The organism is Microbacterium sorbitolivorans, from assembly GCF_003327285.1.
In the GTDB taxonomy this organism is placed as follows: domain Bacteria; phylum Actinomycetota; class Actinomycetes; order Actinomycetales; family Microbacteriaceae; genus Microbacterium; species Microbacterium sorbitolivorans.
Genome location: NZ_KZ848473.1, coordinates 327,577 through 351,950, shown reverse-complemented (window position 1 = coordinate 351,950; position 24,374 = coordinate 327,577). Strand labels below are relative to the sequence as shown.

Genomic DNA, 24,374 nt, shown 5'->3' with positions numbered 1-24,374 from the left:
CTCGATATCGCCTGTCGGGGCGTGGCGCCTCGGCGGACAAGATCCGTGTGAGCAGAGGAAGGCCCCCGATGAGCGAAGTAATGAGCAGCGTCAACCTCCGAGAAATGGTCGACGAGCTGATGGCGGGCACGGGATCCAGCGGCCGCGCAACGCACGTGTTCCGTGCGGTGACCGGCGGCGCCCTCTCGCAGGTACTGCTCGTGCTGCGCGAGGGCAGGGAGCTGTCCGAGCACGATAACCCGGGCGAGGCCCTCCTCCACGTACTGCGGGGCCGCGTCCGCCTGATCGTCGGCGACGGCACCTGCGCGTTGGGGCCCGACGAGCACCTCGTCATCCCCCAGGAGCGACACAGCCTGCTGGCCCTGGAAGACGCGGCGGTCCTCCTCACCATCGTGAAGTCGCGCGCCTGATGCCTCGGCCTGCGGACGAGCACCGCCGCCCTACGGCGCTGTGGTCGATGATCCTGGGCGGCGCGCTCGTGATCGCCGGCGGCCTCGTGGCGGCGGTCACCTCGCCGCTCGGCCTCCCCAAGGGCAGCTGGCTGGCGGCCTACCTCGTGCTCGTCGGCGGCGTGCCCCAGTACATCGTGGGTCGCGCCGCCGTGGCGTGGCGTAGCGAGCGCACCGGCTGGTCGGTGCTCGCGCTGTGGAACGCCGGCAACGCCGCCGTCATCGCGGGGTCTTTGCTCTCCCAGCCCTACCTGGTCGATGCGGGCGGCGTCCTCCTCCTTGTCGCGCTGGGCGCCCTGCTCGGCGCCGTGTGGCGCCGCCAGACGCCGGGTATCCCGGCGCTGACGACGGGCGCGTGGCGGTGGCTCGTCGTCGCCGCCCTGGCCATCCTCATCGTCAGCGTGCCCGTGGGGCTCGTGCTCGCGCACCTTCGCGCGGGATAGGGCGCGGTCAGAAGCCGAAGTCGCTGAACGGCGCGAGCACGCCGCGCGCGACGCCGTCGAGCACGAAGCGCTCGTGCCCGGGCATCTGCCGCGGCAGTCCGCGTACGGGGAACCACTGGATCGCCGCACACTTCCGCGGCTCCATGATGCGCGGCTCGCCCTCCCACGCCGAGGCGGTGAAGAGCCAGTCGACGCGCTGCTCGATCGGGGTCGCGGTGCCGTCGGTGCGCTGCATGACAGTGAGCGGCTCGAGGTCCTCTGCGCGCACGTCGATGCCGAGTTCCTCGCGCGCCTCGCGCATGATGGCGGCCGCCGCGGTCTCGCCGTGTTCGATGTGTCCCGCGGCCGCTGCCGCCCACCTGCCGTCCATATACCCCGTGTTCCGGCGCAGCTGCAGCAGCACCTCGTCACCGTGCCTCAAGTAGAGGTAGGCGGCGGGAACAACACTGAACCTCGGCGCGGTCACGGCCGCGCCTCGGGGTGAATCACGATGCAGCATCGTCCGTCGCACGGGTCGAGCTCGGCGCGGTCCGGGTCGTCGCCCGTTCCCTCCAGGGCACCCCTGATGACGGCGTGGTTGAGCGTGCACACCAGCTGTGTGTGCTCCTGCGCGACGCTGTGGAACGGGCAGTTGCGCAGGATCACGTCGCCGTCGTCGGTGTCCGCCGGCACGTAGCCACCCGCGTCGAGCGCCGTCGGCAGATCGCCGGCGCGTTCGCCGAGCGACCGCCCCGCCCGCTCGGCCGCGCGCTCGAGCGAGTGACGGACGGGGCCGGGGCCCTCGTCGTCGGCGGCGTCGGCGAGGATGTGTGCGAGCAGGCTGTAGTTGCGCGGCGGGAAGCTCGCGGCCACCTCGCGTGCGGACCGCCGATATCGCTTCGCGGGGCGCCCCGCCCCGGGGCCGGTGCGGCCGGGCTCTCGCGCATAGTCGACGTCGAGCAGGCCTGCATCGGCGAGCTTGTCGAGGTGGTAGGCGGCGAGCTTTCCGCTGATCCCGGCCGCCGCCGCGGCGGCTTCCCGGGTGACCGGATCCTGCTGCGCGACGACGACGTCGTAGAGCCGGCGGCGCGCGGGGTCGGCGAGCAACCCCAGCCTCGAGACGTCGTCGCCCGGCGTGTTCATCGTCATGTCGTCCATTCTCTATCACCAACCAGTCTTGACAAAAGATCCGCGCCTCGTCATTCTATAACCAAGAGTCACTGTCTATAGAAGGATCCGAGAATGCCTCAGTCGCAACGAGCGGACATCGCCCTCCTCGACCCCGAACCGGTTCACGTCGACGGCACCGCCACCCACGATCTCGCGCGGGCCGAGCTCGCGGCGACGGACTTCCTCGAGGCGCTCGGCGTATCGCTCGACTCGGAGCACCTGCGGGCGACGCCCGGCCGCATGGCGCGCGCCTGGGCGGAGATGCTCACCCCGCGCCCGTTCGAACTCACGACGTTCCCGAACGAGGAGGGCTACGACGAGCTGGTGACGGTGCGCGACGTGCCCGTGCAGTCGATCTGCGAGCACCACCTCCTCCCCTTCACCGGCCGCGCCACCGTCGGCTACCTCCCGGGAGAGAGGATCGTCGGGCTGTCGAAACTCGCCCGCATCGTCGAGCACTTCGCGCGCCGACCGCAGACGCAGGAGCGGCTCACGAGGCAGGTCGCCGACTGGCTGCAAGAGAACCTTTCCCCTTTGGCGGTCGGGGTCGTCATCACCGCCGAGCACTCGTGCATGAGCCTGCGCGGCGCTCACGTGGCAGGCTCGAACACAGTGACGTCGAGCCTGCTCGGGCGGCTGCGAACGGATCCGCACTCCCGGCGGGAGTTCCTCGCCCTGTCCGGCGTCACCGCCTGATCGAAGTAAGCGTCTGAACCGAAGGAGAAGAGGACATGAGCACACCGGAGAACGTCGTCATCATCGGAGGCGGCCTCGCGGGCGCCAAGACCGCCGAGGCGCTGCGCGAGCGCGAGTACGCCGGCGCGGTCACGCTCGTCGCGGCGGAAGAGCAACTGCCGTACGAGCGGCCGCCGCTGTCGAAGGACTACCTCGCGGGCAAGGCGCCATTCGACGATGCCGCGGTCCACACGGCCGAGTGGTACACCGACAACCGCGTCGACCTGCGCCTGGGCGTTCGCGCGACGGGCATCGACGCCGCCGACCACCGCGTCACGCTCGACGACGGCACGGCGTTGCCCTACGACAAGCTGGTGCTCGCGACGGGCTCGGCCGTCCGCCGCCTCCCCCTCGACGGCGCGGATGCCGAGAACGTGCACTACCTGCGCACCGTCGAGGACTCCGACGCGATCCGCGCGAGCTTCGGCGACGGAAAGCGCCTCGTCATCATCGGCGGCGGCTGGATCGGCCTCGAGGTCGCCTCGTCGGCCCGCGCCGCGGGCACGACCGTGACGGTGCTCGAGGGATCCTCGCTCACGCTCCTGCGGGTGCTCGGCGACGAGGTCGCCCGGGTGTTCGCGGGCCTCCACAGGTCGAACGGCGTCGACCTGCGCACCGAGGCGAAGGTCTCGGGCATCGTCACCGACGGCGGCCGCGCGACGGGGGTGCGCCTCGAGGGCGGCGAGACCATCCCTGCCGACGCGATCGTGATCGGCATCGGCGTTTCCCCCGTCACCGAGATCGCCGAGGCCGCGGGCCTCGCGGTCGATAACGGCGTGCTCGTTGACGCGTCGCTGCGCACGAGCGACCCCGACGTCTACGCCGTCGGCGACATCGCGAACCACGACCACCCGGTGCTCGGGCACCGGATCCGGGTCGAGCGCTGGGCGACCGCGCTGAACCAGCCGGCCGTCGCCGCAGCCGCGCTCCTCGGCGACGACGTCGAATACACCGAGCTGCCGTACTTCTTCACCGACCAGTACGACCTCGGCTGCGAGTACATCGGCCACGCGAACGGCGCGGAGAGCGAGGTCGTGATCCGTGGCGATCTCGAGTCGCGGGAGTTCGTCGCGTTCTGGCTCGACGAGCACGCACACATCCAGGCCGCGATGAACGTCAACGTCTGGGACGTGATCGACGAGATCAAACCGCTCATCGCCGAACGCCGCGTCGTCGATCCGAAACGCCTCGCCGACCCGGCCGTGCCGTTCGCGCGGCTCTGACCCGTCGAACAACGCAAAAATGACCCCTGACCTTCGGGATGAAATCCCAGGTCAGGGGTCAATTTCTCTGTGCGCGAGGGGGGACTTGAACCCCCACGCCCTAATACGGGCACTAGCACCTCAAGCTAGCGCGTCTACCTATTCCGCCACCCGCGCATTGGGTGTCGATCCGATCAGTTGAACACTTTTCGAACCAAGGGAAAACATTACCACAGTGCCGACCGCCCGCACGCGGCCGGTCGGCCGGGCGCGTCGCGCGCTTTCAGGCGTTGCGGCGTAAAGTGTCACACGTGAGTTTTCGAGAGCTGTATGCACAGCGCCAGGAGGTCGTCGGCGAGATCCTCGCCGACGGTGAGTAGCTGACGCGCTCCCCCGTGCCGCGACCATCGTGACACGGCGGACTTTGTCGAACCCAGAATTCTCCTCACTACGAGGGCACGCGGCGAGCGCATGCCCTCCGAAAGGCGTCAGCCATGCATTCCCTCACCGAAACCACCATCCGATCCTCCTTTGTCAACGCCTCGCGCAAGACCATCAAAGACATGGCGTTGCCCGAGTCGTTCGAGCAGATGACCGAGGCCGACTGGGCCGCGCTCGACTTCTACGGCTGGCGCGACCCGAAGTTCGCGCGCCGCGCGTATGTCGTCGTGCCGACGCTCGATGGAGACCTCATCGGCGTTGCCCTCACGCAGGCCGAGGCGACCCCGAACTCGCGCGCCATGTGCAATTGGTGCCGCGACGTGCGGCTGCCGAACGACGTCGTCCTCTGGGCCGCGAAGCGCGCCGGAGCGGCAGGCCGCCGCGGCGCGACGGTCGGGATCCTCGCCTGCCTCGACTTCGAGTGCTCACACAACGTGCGAAAGGATCCGCCGCTCCCCTACGACGGCTACGACATGGGAGCCGCGCGCGTGCGACGCATCGAGCAGCTCGCACTGCGCACGCTCGGCTTCATCGAGAGCGTGACGGCCGAGTAACCGGGCCCGGCGGGTGGGGCGGGCCGAGCCTGCCCCACCCGCCCTAGACTGGCACCAGTTGTTTACTCCCTCGATGAGGATGGGGTGCCATGACTTCTCCGTGGTTGGCCGAGCCCACCCGGGCCTCGCGCGCCGAGATCGAGCGCGCGCACGACGAGCTGCTCGCCGGAAACCTCGACGCCCTCACGGCGGTGCGCCCGCTCGTGAGGGCGTCGTGGTCGCGCGCGCTCAGCGGATCCGTCGCGTCGGAGGCGTTCCCGCCCCTCGACCTCGAGGGCGCGGAGCTCGAGGCGTATCGCTCGGCCCACCCGCTCGCGGGCGCCCTCCCGCTCGTCCGCAGCCTGCTCCTCCCCGGATCCGACGACGATTCGGGCGTGGTCGTCGCGCTCGGCGATGCCTCCGGGCGCCTGCTCTGGGTCGAGGGCGACCACGACCTCCGCGCCCGCGTCGGCGCGATGGGGTTCGTCGAGGGCGCCAATTGGGCCGAGGAACACGTCGGCACGGCGGCGCCCGGCACGGCGCTCGCGCTCGGCCGTTCGGTTCAGGTGCGCGGATCCGAGCACTTCAACCGCCTCGTGCGCCCGTGGTCGTGCACGGCCGCGCCGATCCGCGACACCGAGTCAGGCCGGCTGCTGGGCGTGATCGACGTCACGGGTGGCGACGAGGCGGCGACGCCCCAGGCGCAGATGCTCGTGAACGCGACCGCGCGCGCCGTCGAGAACGAACTCCTCGTCGCCCGGATCCGCGCCGCGAACGTGCGCGACGCGCCGCCCGCCCGTCGGCGCCCGCGCGCGGCCGATCGCGCCTCCCTGAGCGTCCTCGGTCGCGACCGCGCGCTCCTCACGGTCGGATCCGGATCCGAGGAATCGACCGTGGCGCTCGGGCTGCGCCACGCCGAGATCCTCCTCATGCTCGCGGTGCACCGCCAGGGCCTCACGGCCGAGCACCTCGCGGAGCTCGTCTACGGCGACGCCGCCGCGATCGGCACGCTACGCCCCGAGATGGTGCGGCTCCGCCGTTTCCTCGAGCGCCGCGCGCCCCTGATCGTCCCCGAATCGCGGCCCTACCGGATCCGCCCCGTCGAGACCGACGCGCAGCAGGTGCTCACGCTCGTGGCGCGAGGCGCGCATCGCATCGCGCTCGCGACGCTCCGCGGCGAGGTGCTTCCGGGCTCGCACGCGCCGGGCGTCGAGGCCCTGCGCGACGACATCCGCGCGTCACTGCGGGAAACCCTCCTCACCGAGGCGAGCGTCGACACCCTCCTCGACTACGTCGATTCCGATCTCGGATCCGGCGACGCCGACGCGCTGGCGCAACTCCTCCGCATGCTGCCGCCGAGATCGCCGCGGCGCGCGGGCATCGTCGCCCGTCTGGAGAACCTCGGCTGAGGCAACCCGATGCAACGTTGCGAGGCGTAGTGTCTGGATCACCGCGGGGCACCCTCCCGCGGGAGAGTGCATGTCAAAGGAGACTGCCATGACCGTCTACAGCCAGCCCGGTCAACCCGGGGCGATCGCCAACTATCGTGACCGCTACGGCCACTACATCGGGGGCGAATTCGTCGAGCCCGCGAAGGGCGAGTACTTCGAGAACCCGACGCCCATCACGGGCAAGACCTTCACCGAGGTCGGACGGGGAACGTCAGAGGACATCGACCGCGCCGTCGATGTCGCGTGGAAGGCCTTCGACTCGTGGAAGCGCACGAGCCCCGCCGAGCGCGCCGTGATCCTCAACAAGATCGCCGACCGCATGGAGCAGAACCTCGAGCAGATCGCGGTCGCCGAGACGTGGGAGAACGGCAAGCCCGTCCGCGAGACGCTGAACGCCGACATCCCTCTCGCGATCGATCACTTCCGCTACTTCGCCGGCGCGCTGCGCGCGCAGGAGGGCGGCATCAGCCAGATCGACGAGAACACCGTCGCCTACCACTTCCACGAGCCGCTCGGCGTCGTCGGTCAGATCATCCCCTGGAACTTCCCGATCCTGATGGCGACGTGGAAGCTCGCTCCGGCCCTCGCGGCCGGCAACTGCGTCGTCCTGAAGCCCGCCGAACAGACCCCGGCGTCGATCCTCTTCCTCATCGAGATCATCGGCGACCTCCTCCCCGCCGGCGTGCTCAACATCGTCAACGGATTCGGCATCGAGGCCGGGGCTCCCCTTGCCTCGCACCCGCGGATCCGCAAGATCGCCTTCACCGGCGAGACGACGACCGGCCGCCTGATCATGCAGTACGCGTCGCAGAACCTCATCCCGGTCACGCTGGAGCTGGGCGGCAAGAGCCCCAACATCTTCTTCGAGGACGTGGCGCGCGAGAAGGACTCGTACTACGACAAGGCCCAGGAGGGCTTCGCGATGTTCGCCCTCAACCAGGGCGAGGTCTGCACGTGCCCATCGCGCGCCCTCATCCAGCGCTCGATCTACGACGGCTTCCTCGCCGACGGCGTCGAGCGCGTTAAGCGGATCAAGCAGGGCAACCCGCTCGACACCGACACCATGATCGGCGCGCAGGCGTCCAACGACCAGCTCGAGAAGATCCTCTCGTACATGGACATCGGCCGCGCCGAGGGTGCGAAGGTGCTGACGGGCGGCGAGCGCGCCGACCTCGGCGGCGACCTCAGCGGCGGTTACTACGTGACCCCGACGGTGTTCGAGGGCAACAACTCGATGCGCATCTTCCAGGAGGAGATCTTCGGCCCGGTGCTCGCGGTCACGAGCTTCGAGACCTACGACGACGCCATCGCCACCGCGAACGACACGCTATATGGCCTCGGCTCGGGAGTGTGGAGCCGCAGCGCCGACATCTGTTACCGCGCGGGCCGCGCGATCGAGGCCGGTCGCGTGTGGACCAACACGTACCACCAGTACCCGGCGCACGCCGCGTTCGGCGGGTACAAGCAGTCGGGCATCGGCCGCGAGAACCACCGCATGATGCTCGACCACTACCAGCAGACGAAGAACCTCCTCGTCTCCTACGCGGAGGGCCCGCAGGGCTTCTTCTGATCCACGCGCCGTGCCGGGGCGGTGACCATCACCCGCCCCGGCATGGCCTTTCGCTTGGCTCGCTCTCGAAGGAGGAGCTATGTCTGAGTCATACTCCCGCGTCGATGTCTCCGAGGAGGCCGCGGCGTTGCTGCGGGACCTCACGGCGCAGCACGGGCCGCTCATGTTCCATCAGTCCGGTGGCTGTTGCGACGGATCCTCGCCGATGTGTTACCCCGTCGGCATGTTCATAACGGGCCCCGGCGACGTACGTCTCGGCGAGATTCACGTCGGTCTCGACAAGCCGATCGAGGTGTTCATGTCGGCGAGCCAATTCGAGTATTGGAAGTTCACGCACCTCACGATCGACGTTGTCGATGGCAGGGGCGCGGGCTTCAGCGTCGAGAGCCCGACGGGAAAGCGATTCATGATCCGGTCGCGCCTGCTCGAGGAGCCCGAGCTGGAGGCGTTTGGACTCGTCGGGCCCGCCCAGGCCTGACGCCCGTTAGTCGAGCGGCGCGAGCGCGGCCAGGCGCTCGGTGTGCACGTCGTTGATGTGGCCCCGCAGCGTCTCGGAGAACCGCGCGGAGTCGACATCGTCGAGCGCCGCGACGAGCTGGCGATGTTCTTCCAGGATCGACTCGCATCGCTGAAGCAGAGTCGGGCCGATCTTGAAGAGCATGTAGCGCTGGCGGTCGGCGAGGCGGTCGCTCAGCTCGAGCAGCACGCCGTTTCCGCCGACCTCGACGAACGAGCGATGAAACGCGGTCGTCAGCTCCACAAAGCGCGCGATGTCTTCCGCTTCGAACGCCGCCTGTTGCTCGGCGATCTGCTCGGTGAGCCGCGCGGCGAGGTGCGTGATCTGCGGCGCATCGGCTCGCTGAATCGCCGCCGATTCCAGAACGTAGCGTGCGTCCGCAAGATCGGTCAGCTCGCGCTCGCTGAGGCCGCGAACGAGCGCGCCGCGACGCGGGTAGATCGTGATCCACTGCTCCTCTTGCAGGCGAACGAGCGCCGCCCGAATCGGGGTCCTGCTCACCGACAGCTCGGCCGCGAGCCCCGCCTCGCCCAGCATCGTGCCCGTCTCGTAGCGCCCCTCGATGATCCCATCGCGGATGTGCGTGTACGCACGGGTGGCCGCGCTCTCGGTCTCTGACGCCACGGTCTCGCCCCTTCCTCGCCCCGCCAGCTCACGCAACGGGGATACAACAAGTATCCAACCTGCACTGCCCCGACCGGAGCTGGTCGCCCAGACGCCAGCTAGGACTTCTCTTGTATCCTACGGGTATGTCACGCGCAGAAACGGTTCCCTGCAAGAAGTACAGGCGCCTTCAGATGCTGATGTTCTCTCTTCTCGGAGTGAGCATCTTCCTCGCTATCGCCCTGTTCGCGCAGTTCACGACCCAGGGCGCCTCGAAGCCGACAAACGCCGCCGGGCAGACGGCGACGACGGCGCCCACCCAGCCCGACTACATCCGCAACGATGCGGACGACCCCATGGCGATCGGCGACATCGACGCACCCCTCGTGCTGGTCGAGTGGACCGACATGCGTTGCCCGTTCTGCGCCGTCTATAGCCGCGACACGCTTCCCGAGGTCGTGACCGAGTACGTCGACTCGGGACAGGTCAGGATTGAAGTCAACGATGTCTCGTTCTTCGGCGAAGACTCGACCGCGGCCGCCGTCGCGGCGCGCGCGGCGGGTCGTCAGGGAAAGTACGCCGAGTTCCTGACGACGGTCTACGCGAACGCCCCCGAAGACGGACACCCGGACATGCCGCGCGAGAAGCTGATCGGCTTCGCGAAGTCGGCCGGGGTCGCCGACCTGGATCAGTTCGAGAGCGATCTCGATGACCCGACGCTCGCGGAGGAGGTCGCGCAGAGCACGACATACGCGCAGCAGCTCGGGGTCAATAGCGTTCCGTTCTTCGTGGCCGACGGTACGGCGCTATCCGGTGCGCAGCCCATCGAGAACTTCCGCCAGTTCCTGGACTCGGCCCTCGCGAACACGCAGAAGTAAGCCTCCGGCATGAGTATCGGCCTTCTTGGCGCCCTCCTGGGCGGAATCCTCACGCTGCTGAGCCCGTGCTCGGTGATGCTCCTCCCCGCCTTCTTCTCGTACGCATTCACATCGACCCGGCAGGTCGTCTCGCGCACCGGCGTCTTCTACCTCGGGCTCATCACGACGCTCGTCCCCCTCGGAATGCTCGCGGGGACGGTGGGCGCGTTCATCAACGAGTACCGGTTCGTCTTCATAACGGTTGCCTCGATCGTGGTGATCGTTCTCGGCCTGATCATGGTGCTGAACCTGCCATTCCTCCGGCTGCCCGGCGCGTCGGGGCTCGACGGCACGTCGGGGGCGTCGGTGTATGCGCTCGGCACGGTCTACGGCCTCGCCGGGGTGTGCGCGGGGCCGCTCCTCGGCGCCGTGCTAACCTACGCCGCGATGGGCGCGAACGCGCTCTACGGAGGCCTCGTGTTGCTCGTCTTCGCGGCGGGAATGGCCGCGCCGCTCCTCGTCCTCGCGCTGCTCTGGGGCCGGATCCCCGGCATCAAGAAGTTGGTCCGCCCGCGCGAGATTCGGATCGGGGCGTGGCGCACCACGTGGACCGGGCTCATCGGCGGCCTAATCACGATGGGGATCGGGATCTTTCTGCTCGCGACGCAGGGCACGACCTCGCTCGGTGGGATCCTCGGCGCCACCGACCAGGTGCGCCTCGAGGGCACGGTGCTCGGGGCGGCGGGCAAGGTCTCCGACCTCTGGGTGCTCCTCGGCGCGGTCGTCATCAGCTGCGGCGCGCTACTCGCCGTCCGCCTCCGCGAGCGGCGCGCATCGGCGACGACCCCCGAAGGCGCCGCTCGCGATTAGTGGCCGGCAGCGCCGGGGTGCGCGGCGGCGATCGAGACGAGCTCCCGCGCACCCTGGCGCAGATCCCGCGAGGATCCGCGCCAGATCGCCGTGAACGGACGAGAAACCGCGTCCGGCGTGATCGGGAGCGTAACCATCCGGTGGAGGCGCACGTCGTCGTGTACCGTGAGCCAGCTCACGACGGCGGGGGCAACGCCGGTCGCCACCGCCGATCGCACGGCGGCCTCGGTTGCGAGCACGAGCGCAGGCTCTGCGGCGACCGTTCCCACCTCGCGGAGCACCGCGCTCTCGAATGTCGCGCGCGTACCACTTCCCCGCTCCCGCGAGACGAGAGCCTCGCGCGCGAGCTCGTCGAGCGGGATCCCGTCGCGCGAGGCCCACGGGTGATCGGGGTGCACCGCCACAAGCATGTGATCCTCCCCGACGATCGCGCTCCCCAGGTCTCGCGGCACGTCCGGCTGCTCGATGAACCCGAGATCGACGGTGCCGTCGCGGACGAGCCCGATCACCTCTTCGCTATTCGCCGTGCGCAACCCGACTGCCACCGACGCGGCGCCGCGCTGTTGCCGACTATTCCGGAGCGCCATCACCCAGCCCGGCAACAGGTGCGAGGCGATCGTCTGGCTGGCGGCGACCGAGAACGACGACGCCTCCGCCGCGGTCCCGCGCAGCGCGGCCGCGAGCACGTCCAGCCGCTCGGCGGCGCCGAGCACCTCCTGCGACGCCTCGAGCAGCGCCTCGCCCGCCTCGGTCGGCGTGATGCCGAACGGCGATCGCGTGACGAGATCGAGCCCGAGGATCCGCTCGAGGCCCCGCACACGATACGAGACGGCCTGCTGCGTGACACGGAGCTCGCGCGCGGCTCGAGAAATGCTGCCCGTGCGCACCGAGGCCTCGAAGTAGCGCAGGTCGACGAGCGTGGGCGATGACATGTATCCCAGGATACAAGCGCACTTTGTATCGGGGTAAGAGTTACGGATCTTCCGGGAACATGTCGCCCCGAGAAACCATCATTTCTATGCGATTCACCCCCGTTTCCACGCTTCCGCGACGACTCGGCGCCCTCGCCGGCGAGATCTGGCCCGGCCTCCTGCTGTGCGTCGGCATCGCCGCGCTTGCCACCGCCATCGGATCCGTCGTCCCGCTCGTCGGATCCGCCATCCCGGCCGTGATCATCGGCGTGATCATCGCGGTGATTCGCAGGCCCGCCGGGCGCCTCGCGCCCGGCATCGGCTACTCCGGCAAGTTCGTGCTGCAGCTCGCGGTCGCGCTCCTTGGCACGCAGCTCTCGCTCGCGAGCATCGTCAAGGTCGGCGCCGAGTCGCTCCCCGTCATGCTCAGCTCCCTGGCCGTGTGTCTCATCGGCGCGTGGCTTATCGGCCGCGCGCTGCGGATCGAGCGCGACATCCTGACCCTCATCGGGGTCGGCACGGGAATCTGCGGCGCCTCGGCGATCGCCGCCGTCTCGCCGATCATCAAGGCGAAGAGCCACGACATCTCGTACGCGATCTCCACCGTCTTCCTCTTCAACATCCTGGCCGTGCTCATCTTTCCCACAATCGGTCACGCCCTCGGAATGACGCCGCACTCCTTCGGCCTCTTCGCCGGCACGGCCGTCAACGACACGAGCTCCGTGGTCGCCGCCGCGAGCGTGTTCAGCACCGCGGCCCTGAGTTTCGCCGTCGTCGTCAAGCTCGTGCGCACGCTCATGATCATCCCGATCAGCGTGACGCTCGCCGTGATGGAGGGCCGTCGAAACGGTGACGACGAGCGCCTGACTCCCCGGCGGGTATTCACGCTCATCCCCTGGTTCCTCTTCGGCTTCCTCATCATGGCCGGCATCACGTCAACGGGGATCCTCCCCGAGAGCGTCGTCTCCGGAGCGAATACCGTGAGCGTCTTCCTCGTCGCCACAGCCCTCGCCGGCATCGGGCTCTCGACCGACCTCAAGGCGATCCGCACCGCCGGTCTCCGGCCGCTCATGCTCGGCGCGATCCTCTCGTTCGTCGTCGCCTGCACGACGCTCGCGACCATGCACGTCACGGGCCACATCTAGGCGGTTCCACCGCCGAGCTCAGAACTCCAGCCTGACACCCGCGAGCTGAAGGATCGGGAGGACGATCGCGGGCGACGACATCATGACGTTCACGATCCAGTGGGCGATCAGCACCGGAAAGATGCAGCCCTGCCTGCGCACGATCGTCGCGGCACACAGGCCCCAGACGGTGAAGGCGATCGCGTAGACCAGCATGCCGGGCGCTGTCGCGGCGAAGAACACGTGCTGCGCGCCGAACGCGACGGCGGTCGCGACGATCGCCGCGGCGCCGCCCCATCGCGACGCGATGCCCTCCAGCGCGTATCCGCGAAAGACGAGCTCCTCGGTGAGTGCGTTGATCAGCATGAAGGGCACGACCGCCACGATCGATATGGCGAGCAGGGCCCCGGGGTGCATCGGCTCCTCCTCTGCCGGATCGAAGAAGATAGTCTCAAAGGCGGCCGGGGCATCCCCGCCATAGAGCGCGAACACCGTGCCGGAGATCGCCGCCATAAAGGGGACGGCCAGGACGAAGAGCCAGAGCAGCCCCCACAGGACGTCTCGCCCGATGCGCCCCTTCCGGATCCCGAGCGCCTCGCGGAGCGAGATTCCCTCGTCGCGGTAGAAGCGGCGCACGGCGAGCAGACAGATCGCGTTCACGGGCAGGAGGCCCAGCGTCGCCCACGTCGTGTTCGGCGGGAACGCCGCCGTGCCGGTGGCGGCGCGAAGAATCAGCCACATCACGAGCGTCACGCCGAGCACCAGGCCCAGCCGCAGCCCGAGGAGGCTCCATGCACGTCGGACAGGGCGCGTATCAAGCGGCTGAGAGTGGCGCACGCCCCGACTCTCCCACACATCCACACGGCGGTCTAGGCCACCCCGAGCCCCGCCAACGAAAAATGGCCCCTGACTCTGGAAGTATTTCCAGGTCAGAGACCATTTTTACTCTGTGCGCGAGGGGGGACTTGAACCCCCACGCCCTAATACGGGCACTAGCACCTCAAGCTAGCGCGTCTACCTATTCCGCCACCCGCGCAAATGGGTGATGATTCTTCCTGCTTACCGCTTTCCGAACCAAGAAGAAACATTACCAGCCCTGGGATCCGCGGCCTAATCGGCCGCAGATCCCGGGCGCGTCACGCCACCGAGACGCCGAAGACGAGGCCGAGCACGTAGGTGACGGCGGCTGCGCCGAAGCCGATCGCCAGCTGGCGCAGGGCGCGCGGGAGCGGCGAGGCGCCCGACAGCAGGCCGACGGTCGCACCGGTCAGCATCAGCGCGATGCCGACGAGCACGAGGGCGACGACGACGGCGACGATGCCCGACAGGCCAAAGATCCACGGCAGCACCGGGATGATCGCGCCGCTCGAGAACAGCAGGAAGCTCGATCCGGCGGCGCGCCACGCGCCTCCGACGACCTCGTGGTCCTCCCCCGGCACGTGCGGCGCCGGCATGCGACCGTCGTGCGCGTTCGCGACGACCTCGCGGGCCTTTCGCTGTGCCTCCGCCTCGCTCATGCCGCGGGTGCGATAGACGAGCGCCAGCTCGTTCGCGTCGAGGTCGAGGTCGGGCAGGCCGCGGTGGGCGTAGTCGTTCGGCTCGGTCGCTTCGAGCAGCTCGCGCTGCGACTTCACCGACACGAATTCGCCCGCGCCCATCGATAGCGCGCCGGCCAGGAGGCCCGCGATACCGCTAAAGAGCACGAAGCTTCCGGACACGCCCGTCGCGCCGATGCCCATCACGAGCGCGAGGTTCGAGACCAGACCGTCGTTCGCCCCGAAAACGGCCGCGCGGAAGGTGCCGGAGAGCCGGCGGCGGCTACGCGCCGCGAGCCCACGCACGACCTCGTGGTGGATCCGCTCGTCGGCGGCCATGCGCGCGGTCGCGTACGGATCCGCCTCGTACGGCGAGCGGGCCTCCGCGAGCTGCGCGAGGGCGAGCACGAAGATCGAGCCGAAGTGCGAGGCGAGCCACGCGACGATCCGCGTGCTCATGCTCGCGCGCGGCATGCGCTGCGGCTCCCCGCCGAGCAGGCCGAGCCAGTGGCTCTCGTGGCGCCCCTCGGCCTCCGCGAGCTTCTCGAGGATGTCGCGCTCGTCGCCCTCGCGGCGCTTGGCGAGGTTTCGATAGGTCGCCGCCTCGGCGCGCTCGTCGGCGAGGTACTGCGCCCACTTGCGTCGCTGGGCGGGCGTGGCTTGCGAGGGATCTGGGGCCGTGGTTGTCACGCGGGTCTCCTGGAAGTCACCGTCGTCCGTTCGACGACTTCCCGAAACTACCCCGCGCGCCTGAGGCCGAATAGAGCCTTTCGGAGCCCCAAAACCGCCTATCGGCGGACGCGCTTGTGGAGCAGATCGATGCGCGCCTGGAGCTGCGCGACGGTCGCCTGTGCGACGGCCGGGCCGCCACATGTGCGGCGGAGCCACGCGTGAATCGTGCCGTGCGGGTCGCCCGTCTGGTTGGCATACACGCCGACGAGGCTGTTGAGGAGCTGGCGCTGTTCCTTCAGTGTGCGGTGCAGCGGCTCGGGAAGCGAGCTCACCCCGCCCGACTCCTGCTCGCGCTTCTCGCGTTCGCTGCGGTGGCGCGATTGCCTCGCCTGGCGCTGCATCAGCAGGTCGTGCACGTGCTCGGGCTCGAGCAGGCCCGGCAGGCCGATGAACTCGAGCTCCTCGTCCGTGCCGGGCGCCGCGAGCTGACCGAATTGCTGGCCGTCGAAGACGACCGAGTCGAAGTGGGCGACGGATCCAAGGCTCTGGAAGGAGAACTCCTCCTCGAGCAGATCATCGCTCGCCTTCTCCTCGCGCTCGGCGGCATCGAGCAGCGAGTCGTCGAGACCGTCGGCGTCTTTCTCGCCGCGGTCGAGCACATGGTCGCGCTGCTTTTCCATCTCGTGCGCGAGCGACATGAGCACGGGCACCTGGGGTAGGAAGACGCTCGCGGCCTCGCCCTTGCGGCGAGCGCGCACGAAGCGGCCGATCGCCTGCGCGAAGAACAGCGGGGTCGACGAGCTAGTGGCGTAGACGCCGACGGCGAGGCGGGGCACGTCGACGCCCTCGGAAACCATGCGCACCGCGACCATCCACCGCGACGTGTTCTCGGAGAACTGCTCGATGCGCTTGGACGACTCGGCCTCGTCGCTCAGCACGATCGTCGCGGGCTGGCCCGTGATCTCTCGCAGCATCGCGGCGTAGGCGCGGGCGTTGGTCTGGTCGGTCGCGATGACGAGGCCGCCGGCATCGGGCACGTGGTTGCGGATCTCGGTGAGCCGCAGATCGGCGCTCTTCAGCACGGCGGGCATCCACTCGCCCTCGGGGTCGAGCGCGGTGCGCCAGGCCTGGCTCGTGATGTCCTTCGTGTTGTCCTGACCGAGGAAGGCCTCGAGCTCGTCGCCCATCTTGGTGCGCCACTTCATGTGACCCGAGTAGACGTGGAATAGCACGGGGCGAACGACGCCGTCTTCGAGCGCCTGGGCGTAGCCATAGTTGTAGTCGGTGACCGAGGTGCGAAGCCCCTGCTCGTCGGGCAGGTACTCGACGAACGGGATCGGCGCGTCGTCGCTGCGGAACGGCGTACCGCTCAGCAGCAACCGCCGCGTGGCGGGGCTGTACGCGTCGCGAATCGCGTCGCCCCAGCTGAGCGCGTCGCCACCGTGGTGCACCTCGTCGAGGATCACGAGGGTGCGGGCATCGGCGACGAGCTTGCGGTGCACGCTCGATTTCACCGACACCTGCGCGTAGGTCACGACGGCGCCGTGATAGTGCCGAGGGAGGTAGGGGCTCTGGTTGCTGAACTCGGGGTCGAGCCTGATGCTCACCCTCGCGGCCGCGTCGGCCCACTGCGTCTTCAGGTGTTCGGTCGGGCACACGACGACGATGCGGTCGATATCACCGCGCAGCCGCAGCTCGCGCGCGACCGTCAGGGCGAAGGTCGTCTTACCCGCACCGGGGGTTGCCGCGACAAGGAAATCGCGCTTGTTCTGCTCAAAGAATTGATCGAGCGCCTCCTGCTGCCAGGCACGGAGGGCGCCGGCCGTGCCTCGGGGGGCACGCTGGGGATAGGAAGGACTCAGCACCACGATCCACAACGATAGTCGCGGCCTCCGACATTCCTTTTCGGGTCCTCACAGCTGATGGCGATTCCCGCGCGAGGCGACTAAGTTCTCAGGGGTGACAGTATCTGAGGGCGATCCCCGCACACCGTTTGTTGGCAACGAAGGCGCGCACCCCTGGCGCCGCATGGTCAGCATTGGCGACTCGTTCACGGAGGGCATCGGCGACCCTGAGCCGTCCTCCCCCGGTGGAAACCGCGGGTGGGCCGACCGCGTCGCCGAGGTGCTGAGCGGTCAGGTCGACGACTTTGCCTACGCCAACCTCGCGGTGCGCGGCAAGCTCATCCGGCAGATCTCGGACGACCAGATCGACGCCGCGCTCGCGCTCCAGCCCGACCTCATCACGATCTGCGCGGGTGGCAACGACGTCATCCGCCCCGGCACGGATCCGGACGAGATCGCCGAGCTCTTCGACGACGTGATCCGGTGCCTCAGCGCCTCGGGCGCGGCGATCGTCGTCTTCACAGGCTTCGACGTCGGCTGGAACCCCGTATTCCGCCCGTTCCGCGGCAAGGTCGCGATCTACAACGAGAGCATGAGGGCCACGGCCGAGCGCTACGACGCGATCGTCGCCGATCTGTGGGCGCTGAAGGAGATCCAGGACGCGCGCTTCTGGTCGGAGGACCGCCTACACCTCAACCCCCTCGGACACCACGAGGTCGCCCGCATGGTGCTCCGCACGCTCAACGTCGATAACGCGCTCCAGCCGATGGTTCCGGATCCGGTACCCGAACGTAACTGGCGAGACGCGCGCAAGGACGACCTCGTCTGGGCGCGCACGCACCTCGTGCCGTGGGTGTTGCGGCGCCTCCGCCACCAGTCGTCCGGCGACGGCCGGAGCGCGAAGCGACCCGACTTCAGCTGACGCGCGGCGGGTGCCGGAGCGCCCAGAGCGCGACGGCGCTCGCGGACGCGACATTCAGCGAGTCGACGCCACCCGCCATAGGGATGATGACCTTGGTATCGGCCGCGACGAGCGCCGCGCGGTCGAGCCCCGGACCCTCGGATCCCATCACGAACGCCACCCGCTCGGGGCGGTTCGCCGCGAAGTCGTCGAGCGCGACGGCGTCGTCGGCGAGCGCCATGGCCGCGATGTGGAAGCCGGCGTCGTGGAGCGCGTCGCGCGCGGCGCCGCCCTTCCACTCGGGCAGTCGCGTCCACGGCACCTGGAAGACGGTGCCCATCGACACGCGCACGCTGCGACGGTAGAGCGGATCCGCGCAGCGCGGCGTCACGAGCACCGCGTCTGCGCCGAGGCCCGCGGCCCCACGGAACGCCGCCCCGACGTTGGTGTGGTCGACGAGCCCGTCGAGCACGAGAACCGTGCGGGCCTCCGCCAGCACGTCGGCCACCGCCGGGAGCCCGGGGCGGTGCATCGCTGCGAGCATTCCGCGGTGCACGGCGAAGCCCGTCGTGCGCTCGGCGATCTCGTCGTCGACGACGTAGACGGTCGTGTCGCGCTCGCCCAGGATCCCCTCGATCTCGCCGAGCCACTTCTCGGCCGTCAGGATCGATCGCGGCTCGTGCCCCGCGCGGAGGGCGCGGGCGAGCACCTTGCCGGACTCGGCCATGTAGAGCCCGCCCTCGGGCTCGAGCTTGCGGCGCAGGGCGACGTCGGTGAGGTCGCGGTAGTCGGCGAGCCGGTCGTCGTCGGCGGAGGTGACGCGTTCGAGGTGCATTCCGACATCTTCGCAGTCACGCGCATGTCATAGGGTGTGAGGGTGACTCTGATTGCTCTTGTGCGCCACGGCGAAACCGAATGGAACCGACTCGGCAAGGTGCAGGGGCACAGCAACATCCCCCTGAACGACACCGGCCGCGCGCAGGCGGCGGGGGCCGGCGAGGCCCTCCGCGGCGGCGACTACCAGGTGCTCGTCGCGAGCCCGCTCGACCGGGCGAACGAGACGGCCAAGATCATCGGCCGCGCCGTCGGTCTCGAGGTCTCGGCGCACTACGACGGGCTGAAGGAACGTTTCTACGGCGTCGCCGAGGGCATGACCGCGAGCGACTACTACGCGGCCTTCCCCGACCGTCAGGCCACGAACGCCGAGACCCTCGACGAGTTGACCGAGCGCGCGCTCGCGACGCTGCGCGAGATCGCCGAGTCTGCGGGCGACCGCGACGTCATCGCCGTCGCGCACGGCGGGCTCATCGCGACGGTGCTGCGGCACGCGTCCGGCGGATCCCTGCCCCGCGAGGGCGAGTACGTCGCGAACTGCTCGCAGCAGATCGTCGAGGTCGCAGGCGACGACATCCGGGTCATCGGATACAACGGCACGCCCCGCTGATCTGAACATCTCTCCACGCTTTCCCCGAATCTGCTCGACAGTCTGAGCAGATCGCAACGTCGCACGCCCTATACTTGGGCGTTATGACTTCTCTCGATCACGTCGACCTCGAGCTCATCGCGGCGCTGAGCGCCGACCCGCGCGCGACCGTCGTCGCCCTCGCCGAGAAGCTGCGCCTCTCACGCAACACGGTGCAGGCGCGCATGGCGCGCCTCGACCAGTCGGGCGTGTTCCAGTCGTTCGAGCGCTCGATCTCGCCGTCGGCGCTCGGGTTCCCGCTGCAGGCCTTCGTCTCGATCGGGCTCGACCAGTCGCGCCTCCCCCAGATCATCGAGGAGCTCCGCCGCGTCCCCGAGGTCGTCGAGGCGCACGGCGTCTCCGGCCAGGTCGATCTCTTCGCCCTCGTCGCCTGTCGCGACGCGCGCCACCTCTTCGACGTCGACGCGCGGATCCTCGCGATCCCCGGCATCGAGCGCTCGGAGACCCGCCTCGTGATGAGCGAGTCGATCCCCTACCGCGTGACGGGCCTCATGGAGCTCGCCCGCCGCGAGAACCGGCGTTAAACGCCCAGGAACCGCTCGATGTGATCCGCGGCCTCGCGCGGCTTCTCGTAGTGGATGAGGTGCCCGACGCCGTCGATCTCGGCGAGCCGGGCATCGTCGAACATCTCGCGGAGGCGGCGCTCCGCGGCGATCGGGGTGATGTCGTCCTGCACCGCCGCGACGAGCAGCGTCGGCACGGCGATCGCGCCGGCCGACTCGCGCACATCGTGCGACACGCTCGTGACGAACGCCTGCCGCAGCGTCTCGCGATCGGAGAAGCCCGAGAAGTATCGATCGTGCTGGCTGTGGATCCAGCGCCGCAGGCGCTTGTCGCGCGTCTTCGCCATCGCGATGCTCATGATCCGCACGATAATCGGGGTGCGCAGCAGCCACGTGCCAAGCTTCTCGGGCAGGCGCGCGCCCGCCCAGTAGTAGAAGACGGCGAGTCGCGTGAGCACGCCGCGAGGCCCCTCGAGCGCCGGCGCGCCGATCGGGTTCACGAGCACGAGGCGCGGCGTCTCCAGGCCCCTCGCGACGGCCGCCGACGCGACGATGGACCCAAACGAGTGCCCGAGGATCACCGCGCCGGGGGCGACCGCGGCCGCGAAGGCGGCGAGCCACTCGGCATACGCGTCGAGGTCGTGCGCGCGACCGGGGATCGGGCCTGTCTCGCCGAAGCCCGGCAGGTCCGGCATGATCCACCGCACGCCCGGCAGGTGGGCGACGACGGGCTCGAGCCCGTGGTGGTCGCCCCGGAAGCCGTGCACCGCCACGATCGTCGTCTCGGCGTCGGCGGGTCCGTACTCCCAATACGCGGTCGACACTCCCCCGGCGGAGGCCGTGTGGCGCGTCGCCGGCATGCGATTCAATAGCTCGGAATATGGGGAGGTCACGTGCACCCTTCCACTGTAGGGCGTGTCTCCTCGCGATCGACGGCGGGGCGCATAGCGTCAGGAGGTATGAAGACCACGTGGCCTGATCCCCCGCCGCTCTTCGCGGTGACGGACCGCGGCGAGCGCACCTCGTGGGTGCCGCGTGGATCCGTTCCCAGCGCTCGGCGGGCACGCGTGCGGGACGATAGTCTTTCGCCGGCGCTCTTCGACCGGCGCTTTCTCGACGACGCCCAGGAGCGCGACATGGCTTTCGACGACATCGTGGCGGGCTACATCCCCGCCGCCGACTCCCTCCTCACCCGCATCGCCGTCTTCGACCTCGAGACGACCGGCGTGAGCACGCGCGACGACCGCGTCGTGACGGCATACCTCGGCGTGCTCGACGAGAGCGGATCCGTCATCGAGGAGCGCCGCTGGCTCGCGAATCCGGGAATCGAGATTCCGGCGGGCGCGACCGCCGTTCACGGCGTCACGACCGAGCGCGCCCGCGCCGAGGGGCGCGACGCCCGCGAGGTCGTCGGCGAGATCGTCGCCGACCTGCGCGCGCTGCTCGCGGCGGGGATCCCCGTCGTCGCCTACAACGCCGCCTACGACCTCTCGCTCCTGCGCCACGAGGCGATCCGGCACGGGCTCGACCCGATCGAGGATCCGTCGCCCGTCGTCGACCCGCTCGTGATCGATAAGAAGGTCGACACGTACCGCAGGGGCAAGCGCACGCTCGACATCGTGGCGGCCCACTACGGCGTCGCGCTGCTCGACGCGCACAACGCCGCGGCCGACGCGATCGCCGCCGGCCGCATCGCACTCGCGCTCGTCGCCCGCTTCGCCCGCGACCTCCCCGCGACGCTCCCCGAGCTGCACGACGCGCAGGTGACGTGGGCCGCGGAGCAGGCGGCAGACCTCACGCGCTACTTCGTCAAGGTCGGCAAGTTCTCGCCCGACGAGAAGATCGACGGATCCTGGCCCATCAAGTAGCGAGGACGCGAAAAACGGGGGCCCGCTGACGCGAGCCCCCGTTTTTCGTACGGCGAATTACTTGCCGAAGTTCTTGAAGCGCTGGTTGAACTTCTCGACGCGACCGGCCGAGTCCATGATGCGCTGCTTGCCCGTGTAGAACGGGTGCGACGACGCCGAGATTTCAACGTCGATCACGGGGTACTCGGTACCGTCGAGCTCGATCGTCTTGTCGCTCTTGGCGGTCGAGCGCGTGAGGTACGTCTCGCCCGAGCCGAGGTCACGGAACACGACGTAGTCGTAGTTGGGGTGGATGTCAGCCTGCATGAGGAATCCTTCAGAAATTGTGGGGTGAGGAGGGAATCGCGCCGAAACGCAGGCGCACCTCGAGCGCCAAAGGACGATTCTATCAGCCGAAGATGGGGGCCTCTGCGCGCGCCACCCAGCGTCCGCCGTGCTCGATGACCGCGATCGGGAAGCCGAAGGTCTTCTCGAGGTTCTCGCGCGTCAGCGTCTGCTTCAGGGGGCCCTGCGCGACGGCCTGCCCCTCGCGCATGAGCAGCACGTGGGTGAAGCCGACCGGGATCTCCTCGACGTGGTGCGTCACCATCACCATCGCGGGGGTCGTGGGCTCCGCCGCGTAGCGGGTGAGGAGCTGCAGCAGCTCCTCGCGCGCGCCGAGGTCGAGGCTCGCCGTCGGCTCGTCGAGGAGGAGGAGCTCGGGGTCGGTCATCACGGCGCGCGCGACCTGCACGCGCTTGCGCTCGCCGTCGCTGAGCGTGCCGAAGTGGCGGTCGGCGAGGTGCTCGAGGCGCCAATCGGCGAGCACCTCGTGCGCGCGCTCCTGGTCGAGGCCCTCGTACTCCTCGTTCCAGCGACCCATCACCGAGTAGGCGGCGGTGAGCACGACGTTCAGCACGGTCTCGTCGGCGGGGATCCGCCGCGCGAGCGCCGTCGAGGCGAAGCCGATGAGCGGTCGCAGCTGGAAGACGTCGGTCTTGCCGAGGCGCTCGCCCAGCACGTCGACCGTTCCCGCCGTCGGGAACATCATCGTGTCGGCCATCTGCAACAGGGTCGTCTTGCCGGCGCCGTTGGGGCCGAGAATGACCCAACGCTCGTCGTCGTTCACCGTCCAGGTGAGGTGATCGACGATATGGCGGTCATTGCGACGCACGACGACGTCGTTCAGCTCGAGCACGGAGGTCATGCCTCGAGCTTACCTTTCTCGCGCGGGCCGCTAATGTTGAGCGGGTGACTGCGCGTTTTCTCGTCGTTCTCGACGCCGACTCCACCCTGATCCGCAACGAGGTTATCGAGCTCATCGCCGACGAGGCGGGGCGCGGTGCCGAAGTGGCCGCCGCGACCGAGGCCGCGATGCGCGGCGAGATCGACTTCGCGAGCAGCCTGCGCTCGCGCGTGGCGGCCCTCCAGGGCGTGCCCGTGGCGTCGTTCGAGCGCGTGCTCTCGCGCATCGAGCCGACCCCCGGCGTCCGCGAGCTGACCGCGGCGGTGCACGAGCGCGGCGGGCTCGTCGGCGTCGTCTCCGGCGGCTTCCACGAGATCCTCGACACGCTCGCGCCGACGCTCGGCGTCGACATGTGGCGCGCGAACCGCCTGGCGGTCGAGGACGGGATCCTCACGGGCGAGGTCGACGGAGACATCGTCGACGCGCAGGCGAAGGCCGATCACCTCGCGGCCTGGGCCGCCGAGAACGGCATCCCCGTGCACCGCACGATCGCGATCGGCGACGGCGCCAACGACCTCAAGATGATCGCGGCCGCCGGCCTCGGCCTCGCCTTCAACGCCAAGCCGGCCGTGCGCGCCGCGGCGATGATGTCGGTCGGCCCCGTCGACCTATCGCAGGTCATCCCGCTGCTGCCGTGATTCCTCACTTTCCCGCCCAGACAGCAATTCTCCGCGGGGTCATCTGCGAACAGCAGATGACCCCGCGGAGAATTGCAGAGTTGAGGGGCGGGGTTAGTGGCCCATGCCCAGGCCGCCGTCGACCGGGATGACGGCGCCCGAGATGTAGGCGGCCTCGTCACCCGCGAGCCACGAGACGACGCCCGCGATCTCCTCAGTCGTGCCGTAGCGGCCGGCCGGGATCTGCTTCTTGTACTCGGCCTGCGTCTTGTCGTCGAGCTCCGCCGTCATGTCCGACTCGATGAAGCCGGGGGCGACGACGTTCGCCGTGATGCCGCGCCCGCCCAGCTCGCGCGTGACGGCGCGGGCGAAGCCGACGAGGCCCGCCTTCGACGCCGAGTAGTTGGCCTGACCCGCGACGCCGAAGAGGCCCGAGACGCTCGAGATCAGGATGATGCGGCCGTGGCGCGCCTTGATCATGCTCTTGATGGTGCGCTTCACGGTGCGGAAGGCGCCGCCGAGGTTGGTGTCGACGACGGCCGAGAAGTCGTCGTCGCTCATGCGCAAGAGCAGCGTGTCCTTCGTGATGCCGGCGTTCGCGACGACGATCGTGATCGGGCCGAGTTCCTTCTCGACCTGGGCGACGGCCGCGTCGAGCGAGGCCGCGTCGTTGACATCGGCCATGACGGTCAGCGTACCCTCGGGGCCGGATCCGCTGCGGGCGGTGACGGCCACGCGATAACCGTCGCGCACGAGGCGCTCGGCGATGGCGCGTCCGATGCCGCGGTTTCCTCCCGTGACGAGGGCGGCGCGGTCGGAGGTGGCAGCTGTGCTCATGGATGCTCCTGAGTGTGGGAAAAATCGGCCGCTG

General features: G+C 69.3%; 28 protein-coding genes and 2 tRNA genes. 16 read left to right on the top strand and 14 right to left on the bottom strand.

Translation table 11 applies throughout. The features are described 5' to 3' along the window. The first annotated feature begins 80 nt into the window (after positions 1-80). The gene (locus tag DTO57_RS01805) at positions 81-410 is read left to right on the top strand and encodes a cupin domain-containing protein (protein ID WP_222843213.1); all 330 of its coding nucleotides are present in this window, start codon (positions 81-83) and stop codon (positions 408-410) included. Next, a complete protein-coding gene (locus tag DTO57_RS01800; RefSeq protein WP_114116511.1) occupies positions 410-892 on the top strand; it encodes a hypothetical protein in 483 nt (160 codons plus the stop codon). The genes DTO57_RS01805 and DTO57_RS01800 overlap by 1 nt, the downstream gene beginning before the upstream one ends. A 7-nt stretch (positions 893-899) precedes the next feature. Here the strand turns inward: DTO57_RS01800 and DTO57_RS01795 are convergent, their stop codons facing one another. Both DTO57_RS01795 and DTO57_RS01790 read right to left on the bottom strand, forming a co-directional pair. Continuing rightward, entirely contained in the window at positions 900-1,358 is a 459-nt protein-coding gene (locus DTO57_RS01795) for an NUDIX hydrolase (protein WP_114116510.1), read from the bottom strand. Then, the gene (locus tag DTO57_RS01790) at positions 1,355-2,020 is read right to left on the bottom strand and encodes a helix-turn-helix transcriptional regulator (protein WP_114117244.1); all 666 of its coding nucleotides are present in this window, start codon (positions 2,018-2,020) and stop codon (positions 1,355-1,357) included. The genes DTO57_RS01795 and DTO57_RS01790 overlap by 4 nt, the downstream gene beginning before the upstream one ends. Positions 2,021-2,113: 93 nt before the next feature. On the opposite strand from DTO57_RS01790, the gene folE reads away from it, so the two are divergent. Next, positions 2,114-2,737, top strand: a complete 624-nt coding sequence (gene folE / locus DTO57_RS01785) for a GTP cyclohydrolase I (protein ID WP_114116509.1) — start codon at positions 2,114-2,116, stop codon at positions 2,735-2,737. Positions 2,738-2,772: 35 nt separating this feature from the next. Beyond that, complete coding sequence (locus tag DTO57_RS01780; protein ID WP_114116508.1) at positions 2,773-3,999, top strand: NAD(P)/FAD-dependent oxidoreductase; 1,227 nt, start codon at positions 2,773-2,775, stop codon at positions 3,997-3,999. 70 nt (positions 4,000-4,069) lie between these two features. Here DTO57_RS01780 and DTO57_RS01775 read toward each other — a convergent pair. After that, positions 4,070-4,155, bottom strand: a tRNA-Leu gene (locus tag DTO57_RS01775). Between the two features lie 317 nt (positions 4,156-4,472). On the opposite strand from DTO57_RS01775, the gene DTO57_RS01770 reads away from it, so the two are divergent. The 4 genes from DTO57_RS01770 to DTO57_RS01755 all read left to right on the top strand — a co-directional run bounded on the left by DTO57_RS01770 (position 4,473) and on the right by DTO57_RS01755 (position 8,451). Next, positions 4,473-4,973 carry an FBP domain-containing protein gene (locus DTO57_RS01770; protein WP_114116507.1) on the top strand — a complete coding sequence of 167 codons (501 nt, stop codon included), beginning with the start codon at positions 4,473-4,475 and terminating at the stop codon, positions 4,971-4,973. Between the two features lie 89 nt (positions 4,974-5,062). Continuing rightward, positions 5,063-6,361, top strand: coding sequence for a GAF domain-containing protein (locus tag DTO57_RS01765; RefSeq protein ID WP_114116506.1), 1,299 nt, complete (start codon positions 5,063-5,065; stop codon positions 6,359-6,361). Between the two features lie 88 nt (positions 6,362-6,449). Continuing rightward, entirely contained in the window at positions 6,450-7,973 is a 1,524-nt protein-coding gene (gene exaC, locus DTO57_RS01760; RefSeq protein ID WP_114116505.1) for an acetaldehyde dehydrogenase ExaC, read from the top strand. A 79-nt stretch (positions 7,974-8,052) separates the two neighbouring features. Further along, the gene (locus DTO57_RS01755; RefSeq protein ID WP_114116504.1) at positions 8,053-8,451 is read left to right on the top strand and encodes a DUF779 domain-containing protein; all 399 of its coding nucleotides are present in this window, start codon (positions 8,053-8,055) and stop codon (positions 8,449-8,451) included. Positions 8,452-8,457: 6 nt separating this feature from the next. Here DTO57_RS01755 and DTO57_RS01750 read toward each other — a convergent pair whose 3' ends face one another. Next, positions 8,458-9,114, bottom strand: coding sequence for a GntR family transcriptional regulator (locus tag DTO57_RS01750; protein ID WP_229730339.1), 657 nt, complete (start codon positions 9,112-9,114; stop codon positions 8,458-8,460). A 125-nt stretch (positions 9,115-9,239) separates the two neighbouring features. Here DTO57_RS01750 and DTO57_RS01745 point away from each other — a divergent pair, with 125 nt between their 5' ends. After that, positions 9,240-9,971, top strand: coding sequence for a DsbA family protein (locus DTO57_RS01745; protein ID WP_114116503.1), 732 nt, complete (start codon positions 9,240-9,242; stop codon positions 9,969-9,971). 9 nt (positions 9,972-9,980) lie between these two features. Then, complete coding sequence (locus DTO57_RS01740) at positions 9,981-10,820, top strand: cytochrome c biogenesis CcdA family protein (RefSeq protein ID WP_114116502.1); 840 nt, start codon at positions 9,981-9,983, stop codon at positions 10,818-10,820. On the opposite strand, the gene DTO57_RS01735 is transcribed toward DTO57_RS01740, so the two are convergent. Further along, complete coding sequence (locus DTO57_RS01735; RefSeq protein ID WP_114116501.1) at positions 10,817-11,752, bottom strand: LysR family transcriptional regulator; 936 nt, start codon at positions 11,750-11,752, stop codon at positions 10,817-10,819. The genes DTO57_RS01740 and DTO57_RS01735 overlap by 4 nt on opposite strands. A gap of 86 nt (positions 11,753-11,838) precedes the next feature. Here DTO57_RS01735 and DTO57_RS01730 point away from each other — a divergent pair, with 86 nt between their 5' ends. After that, the gene (locus tag DTO57_RS01730) at positions 11,839-12,876 is read left to right on the top strand and encodes a YeiH family protein (protein ID WP_114116500.1); all 1,038 of its coding nucleotides are present in this window, start codon (positions 11,839-11,841) and stop codon (positions 12,874-12,876) included. An 18-nt stretch (positions 12,877-12,894) separates the two neighbouring features. Here DTO57_RS01730 and DTO57_RS01725 read toward each other — a convergent pair whose 3' ends face one another. The 4 genes from DTO57_RS01725 to DTO57_RS01710 all read right to left on the bottom strand — a co-directional run bounded on the left by DTO57_RS01725 (position 12,895) and on the right by DTO57_RS01710 (position 16,927). Next, entirely contained in the window at positions 12,895-13,692 is a 798-nt protein-coding gene (locus tag DTO57_RS01725) for a CPBP family intramembrane glutamic endopeptidase (RefSeq protein ID WP_162785619.1), read from the bottom strand. A 113-nt stretch (positions 13,693-13,805) separates the two neighbouring features. Further along, a tRNA-Leu gene (locus DTO57_RS01720) sits at positions 13,806-13,891 on the bottom strand. Positions 13,892-13,991: 100 nt separating this feature from the next. After that, positions 13,992-15,080 (bottom strand): VIT1/CCC1 transporter family protein, encoded by a 1,089-nt coding sequence (locus DTO57_RS01715; protein WP_229730340.1) that lies wholly within the window; start codon positions 15,078-15,080, stop codon positions 13,992-13,994. Positions 15,081-15,178: 98 nt separating this feature from the next. Then, a complete protein-coding gene (locus DTO57_RS01710; protein WP_114117243.1) occupies positions 15,179-16,927 on the bottom strand; it encodes a DEAD/DEAH box helicase in 1,749 nt (582 codons plus the stop codon). 163 nt (positions 16,928-17,090) lie between these two features. On the opposite strand from DTO57_RS01710, the gene DTO57_RS01705 reads away from it, so the two are divergent. Next, complete coding sequence (locus DTO57_RS01705) at positions 17,091-17,828, top strand: SGNH/GDSL hydrolase family protein (protein ID WP_114116497.1); 738 nt, start codon at positions 17,091-17,093, stop codon at positions 17,826-17,828. Here the strand turns inward: DTO57_RS01705 and DTO57_RS01700 are convergent. Next, positions 17,821-18,642 carry a TrmH family RNA methyltransferase gene (locus tag DTO57_RS01700; protein WP_114116496.1) on the bottom strand — a complete coding sequence of 274 codons (822 nt, stop codon included), beginning with the start codon at positions 18,640-18,642 and terminating at the stop codon, positions 17,821-17,823. The two genes, DTO57_RS01705 and DTO57_RS01700, sit on opposite strands and share 8 nt — an antisense overlap. Before the next feature lie 42 nt (positions 18,643-18,684). On the opposite strand from DTO57_RS01700, the gene DTO57_RS01695 reads away from it, so the two are divergent. Further along, complete coding sequence (locus DTO57_RS01695; protein WP_162785618.1) at positions 18,685-19,251, top strand: histidine phosphatase family protein; 567 nt, start codon at positions 18,685-18,687, stop codon at positions 19,249-19,251. 83 nt (positions 19,252-19,334) lie between these two features. Next, complete coding sequence (locus tag DTO57_RS01690) at positions 19,335-19,814, top strand: Lrp/AsnC family transcriptional regulator (RefSeq protein ID WP_114116494.1); 480 nt, start codon at positions 19,335-19,337, stop codon at positions 19,812-19,814. Here DTO57_RS01690 and DTO57_RS01685 read toward each other — a convergent pair. Further along, positions 19,811-20,692: an alpha/beta fold hydrolase gene (locus DTO57_RS01685; RefSeq protein ID WP_114116493.1), complete on the bottom strand. Its 882-nt coding sequence runs from the start codon at positions 20,690-20,692 to the stop codon at positions 19,811-19,813. The genes DTO57_RS01690 and DTO57_RS01685 overlap by 4 nt on opposite strands. Before the next feature lie 60 nt (positions 20,693-20,752). Between DTO57_RS01685 and DTO57_RS01680 the strand changes: the two genes are divergently transcribed. Then, the gene (locus tag DTO57_RS01680; protein ID WP_373285628.1) at positions 20,753-21,661 is read left to right on the top strand and encodes an exonuclease domain-containing protein; all 909 of its coding nucleotides are present in this window, start codon (positions 20,753-20,755) and stop codon (positions 21,659-21,661) included. 57 nt (positions 21,662-21,718) lie between these two features. Here the strand turns inward: DTO57_RS01680 and DTO57_RS01675 are convergent, their stop codons facing one another. After that, positions 21,719-21,967, bottom strand: coding sequence for a type B 50S ribosomal protein L31 (locus tag DTO57_RS01675; RefSeq protein ID WP_114116492.1), 249 nt, complete (start codon positions 21,965-21,967; stop codon positions 21,719-21,721). Between the two features lie 82 nt (positions 21,968-22,049). Next, positions 22,050-22,847: an ABC transporter ATP-binding protein gene (locus DTO57_RS01670; RefSeq protein WP_114116491.1), complete on the bottom strand. Its 798-nt coding sequence runs from the start codon at positions 22,845-22,847 to the stop codon at positions 22,050-22,052. Between the two features lie 44 nt (positions 22,848-22,891). On the opposite strand from DTO57_RS01670, the gene serB reads away from it, so the two are divergent. After that, positions 22,892-23,524 (top strand): phosphoserine phosphatase SerB, encoded by a 633-nt coding sequence (gene serB, locus DTO57_RS01665; RefSeq protein ID WP_114116490.1) that lies wholly within the window; start codon positions 22,892-22,894, stop codon positions 23,522-23,524. A 93-nt stretch (positions 23,525-23,617) separates the two neighbouring features. On the opposite strand, the gene fabG is transcribed toward serB, so the two are convergent. After that, positions 23,618-24,340 (bottom strand): 3-oxoacyl-ACP reductase FabG, encoded by a 723-nt coding sequence (gene fabG / locus DTO57_RS01660; RefSeq protein WP_114116489.1) that lies wholly within the window; start codon positions 24,338-24,340, stop codon positions 23,618-23,620. Positions 24,341-24,374 lie beyond the last annotated feature (34 nt).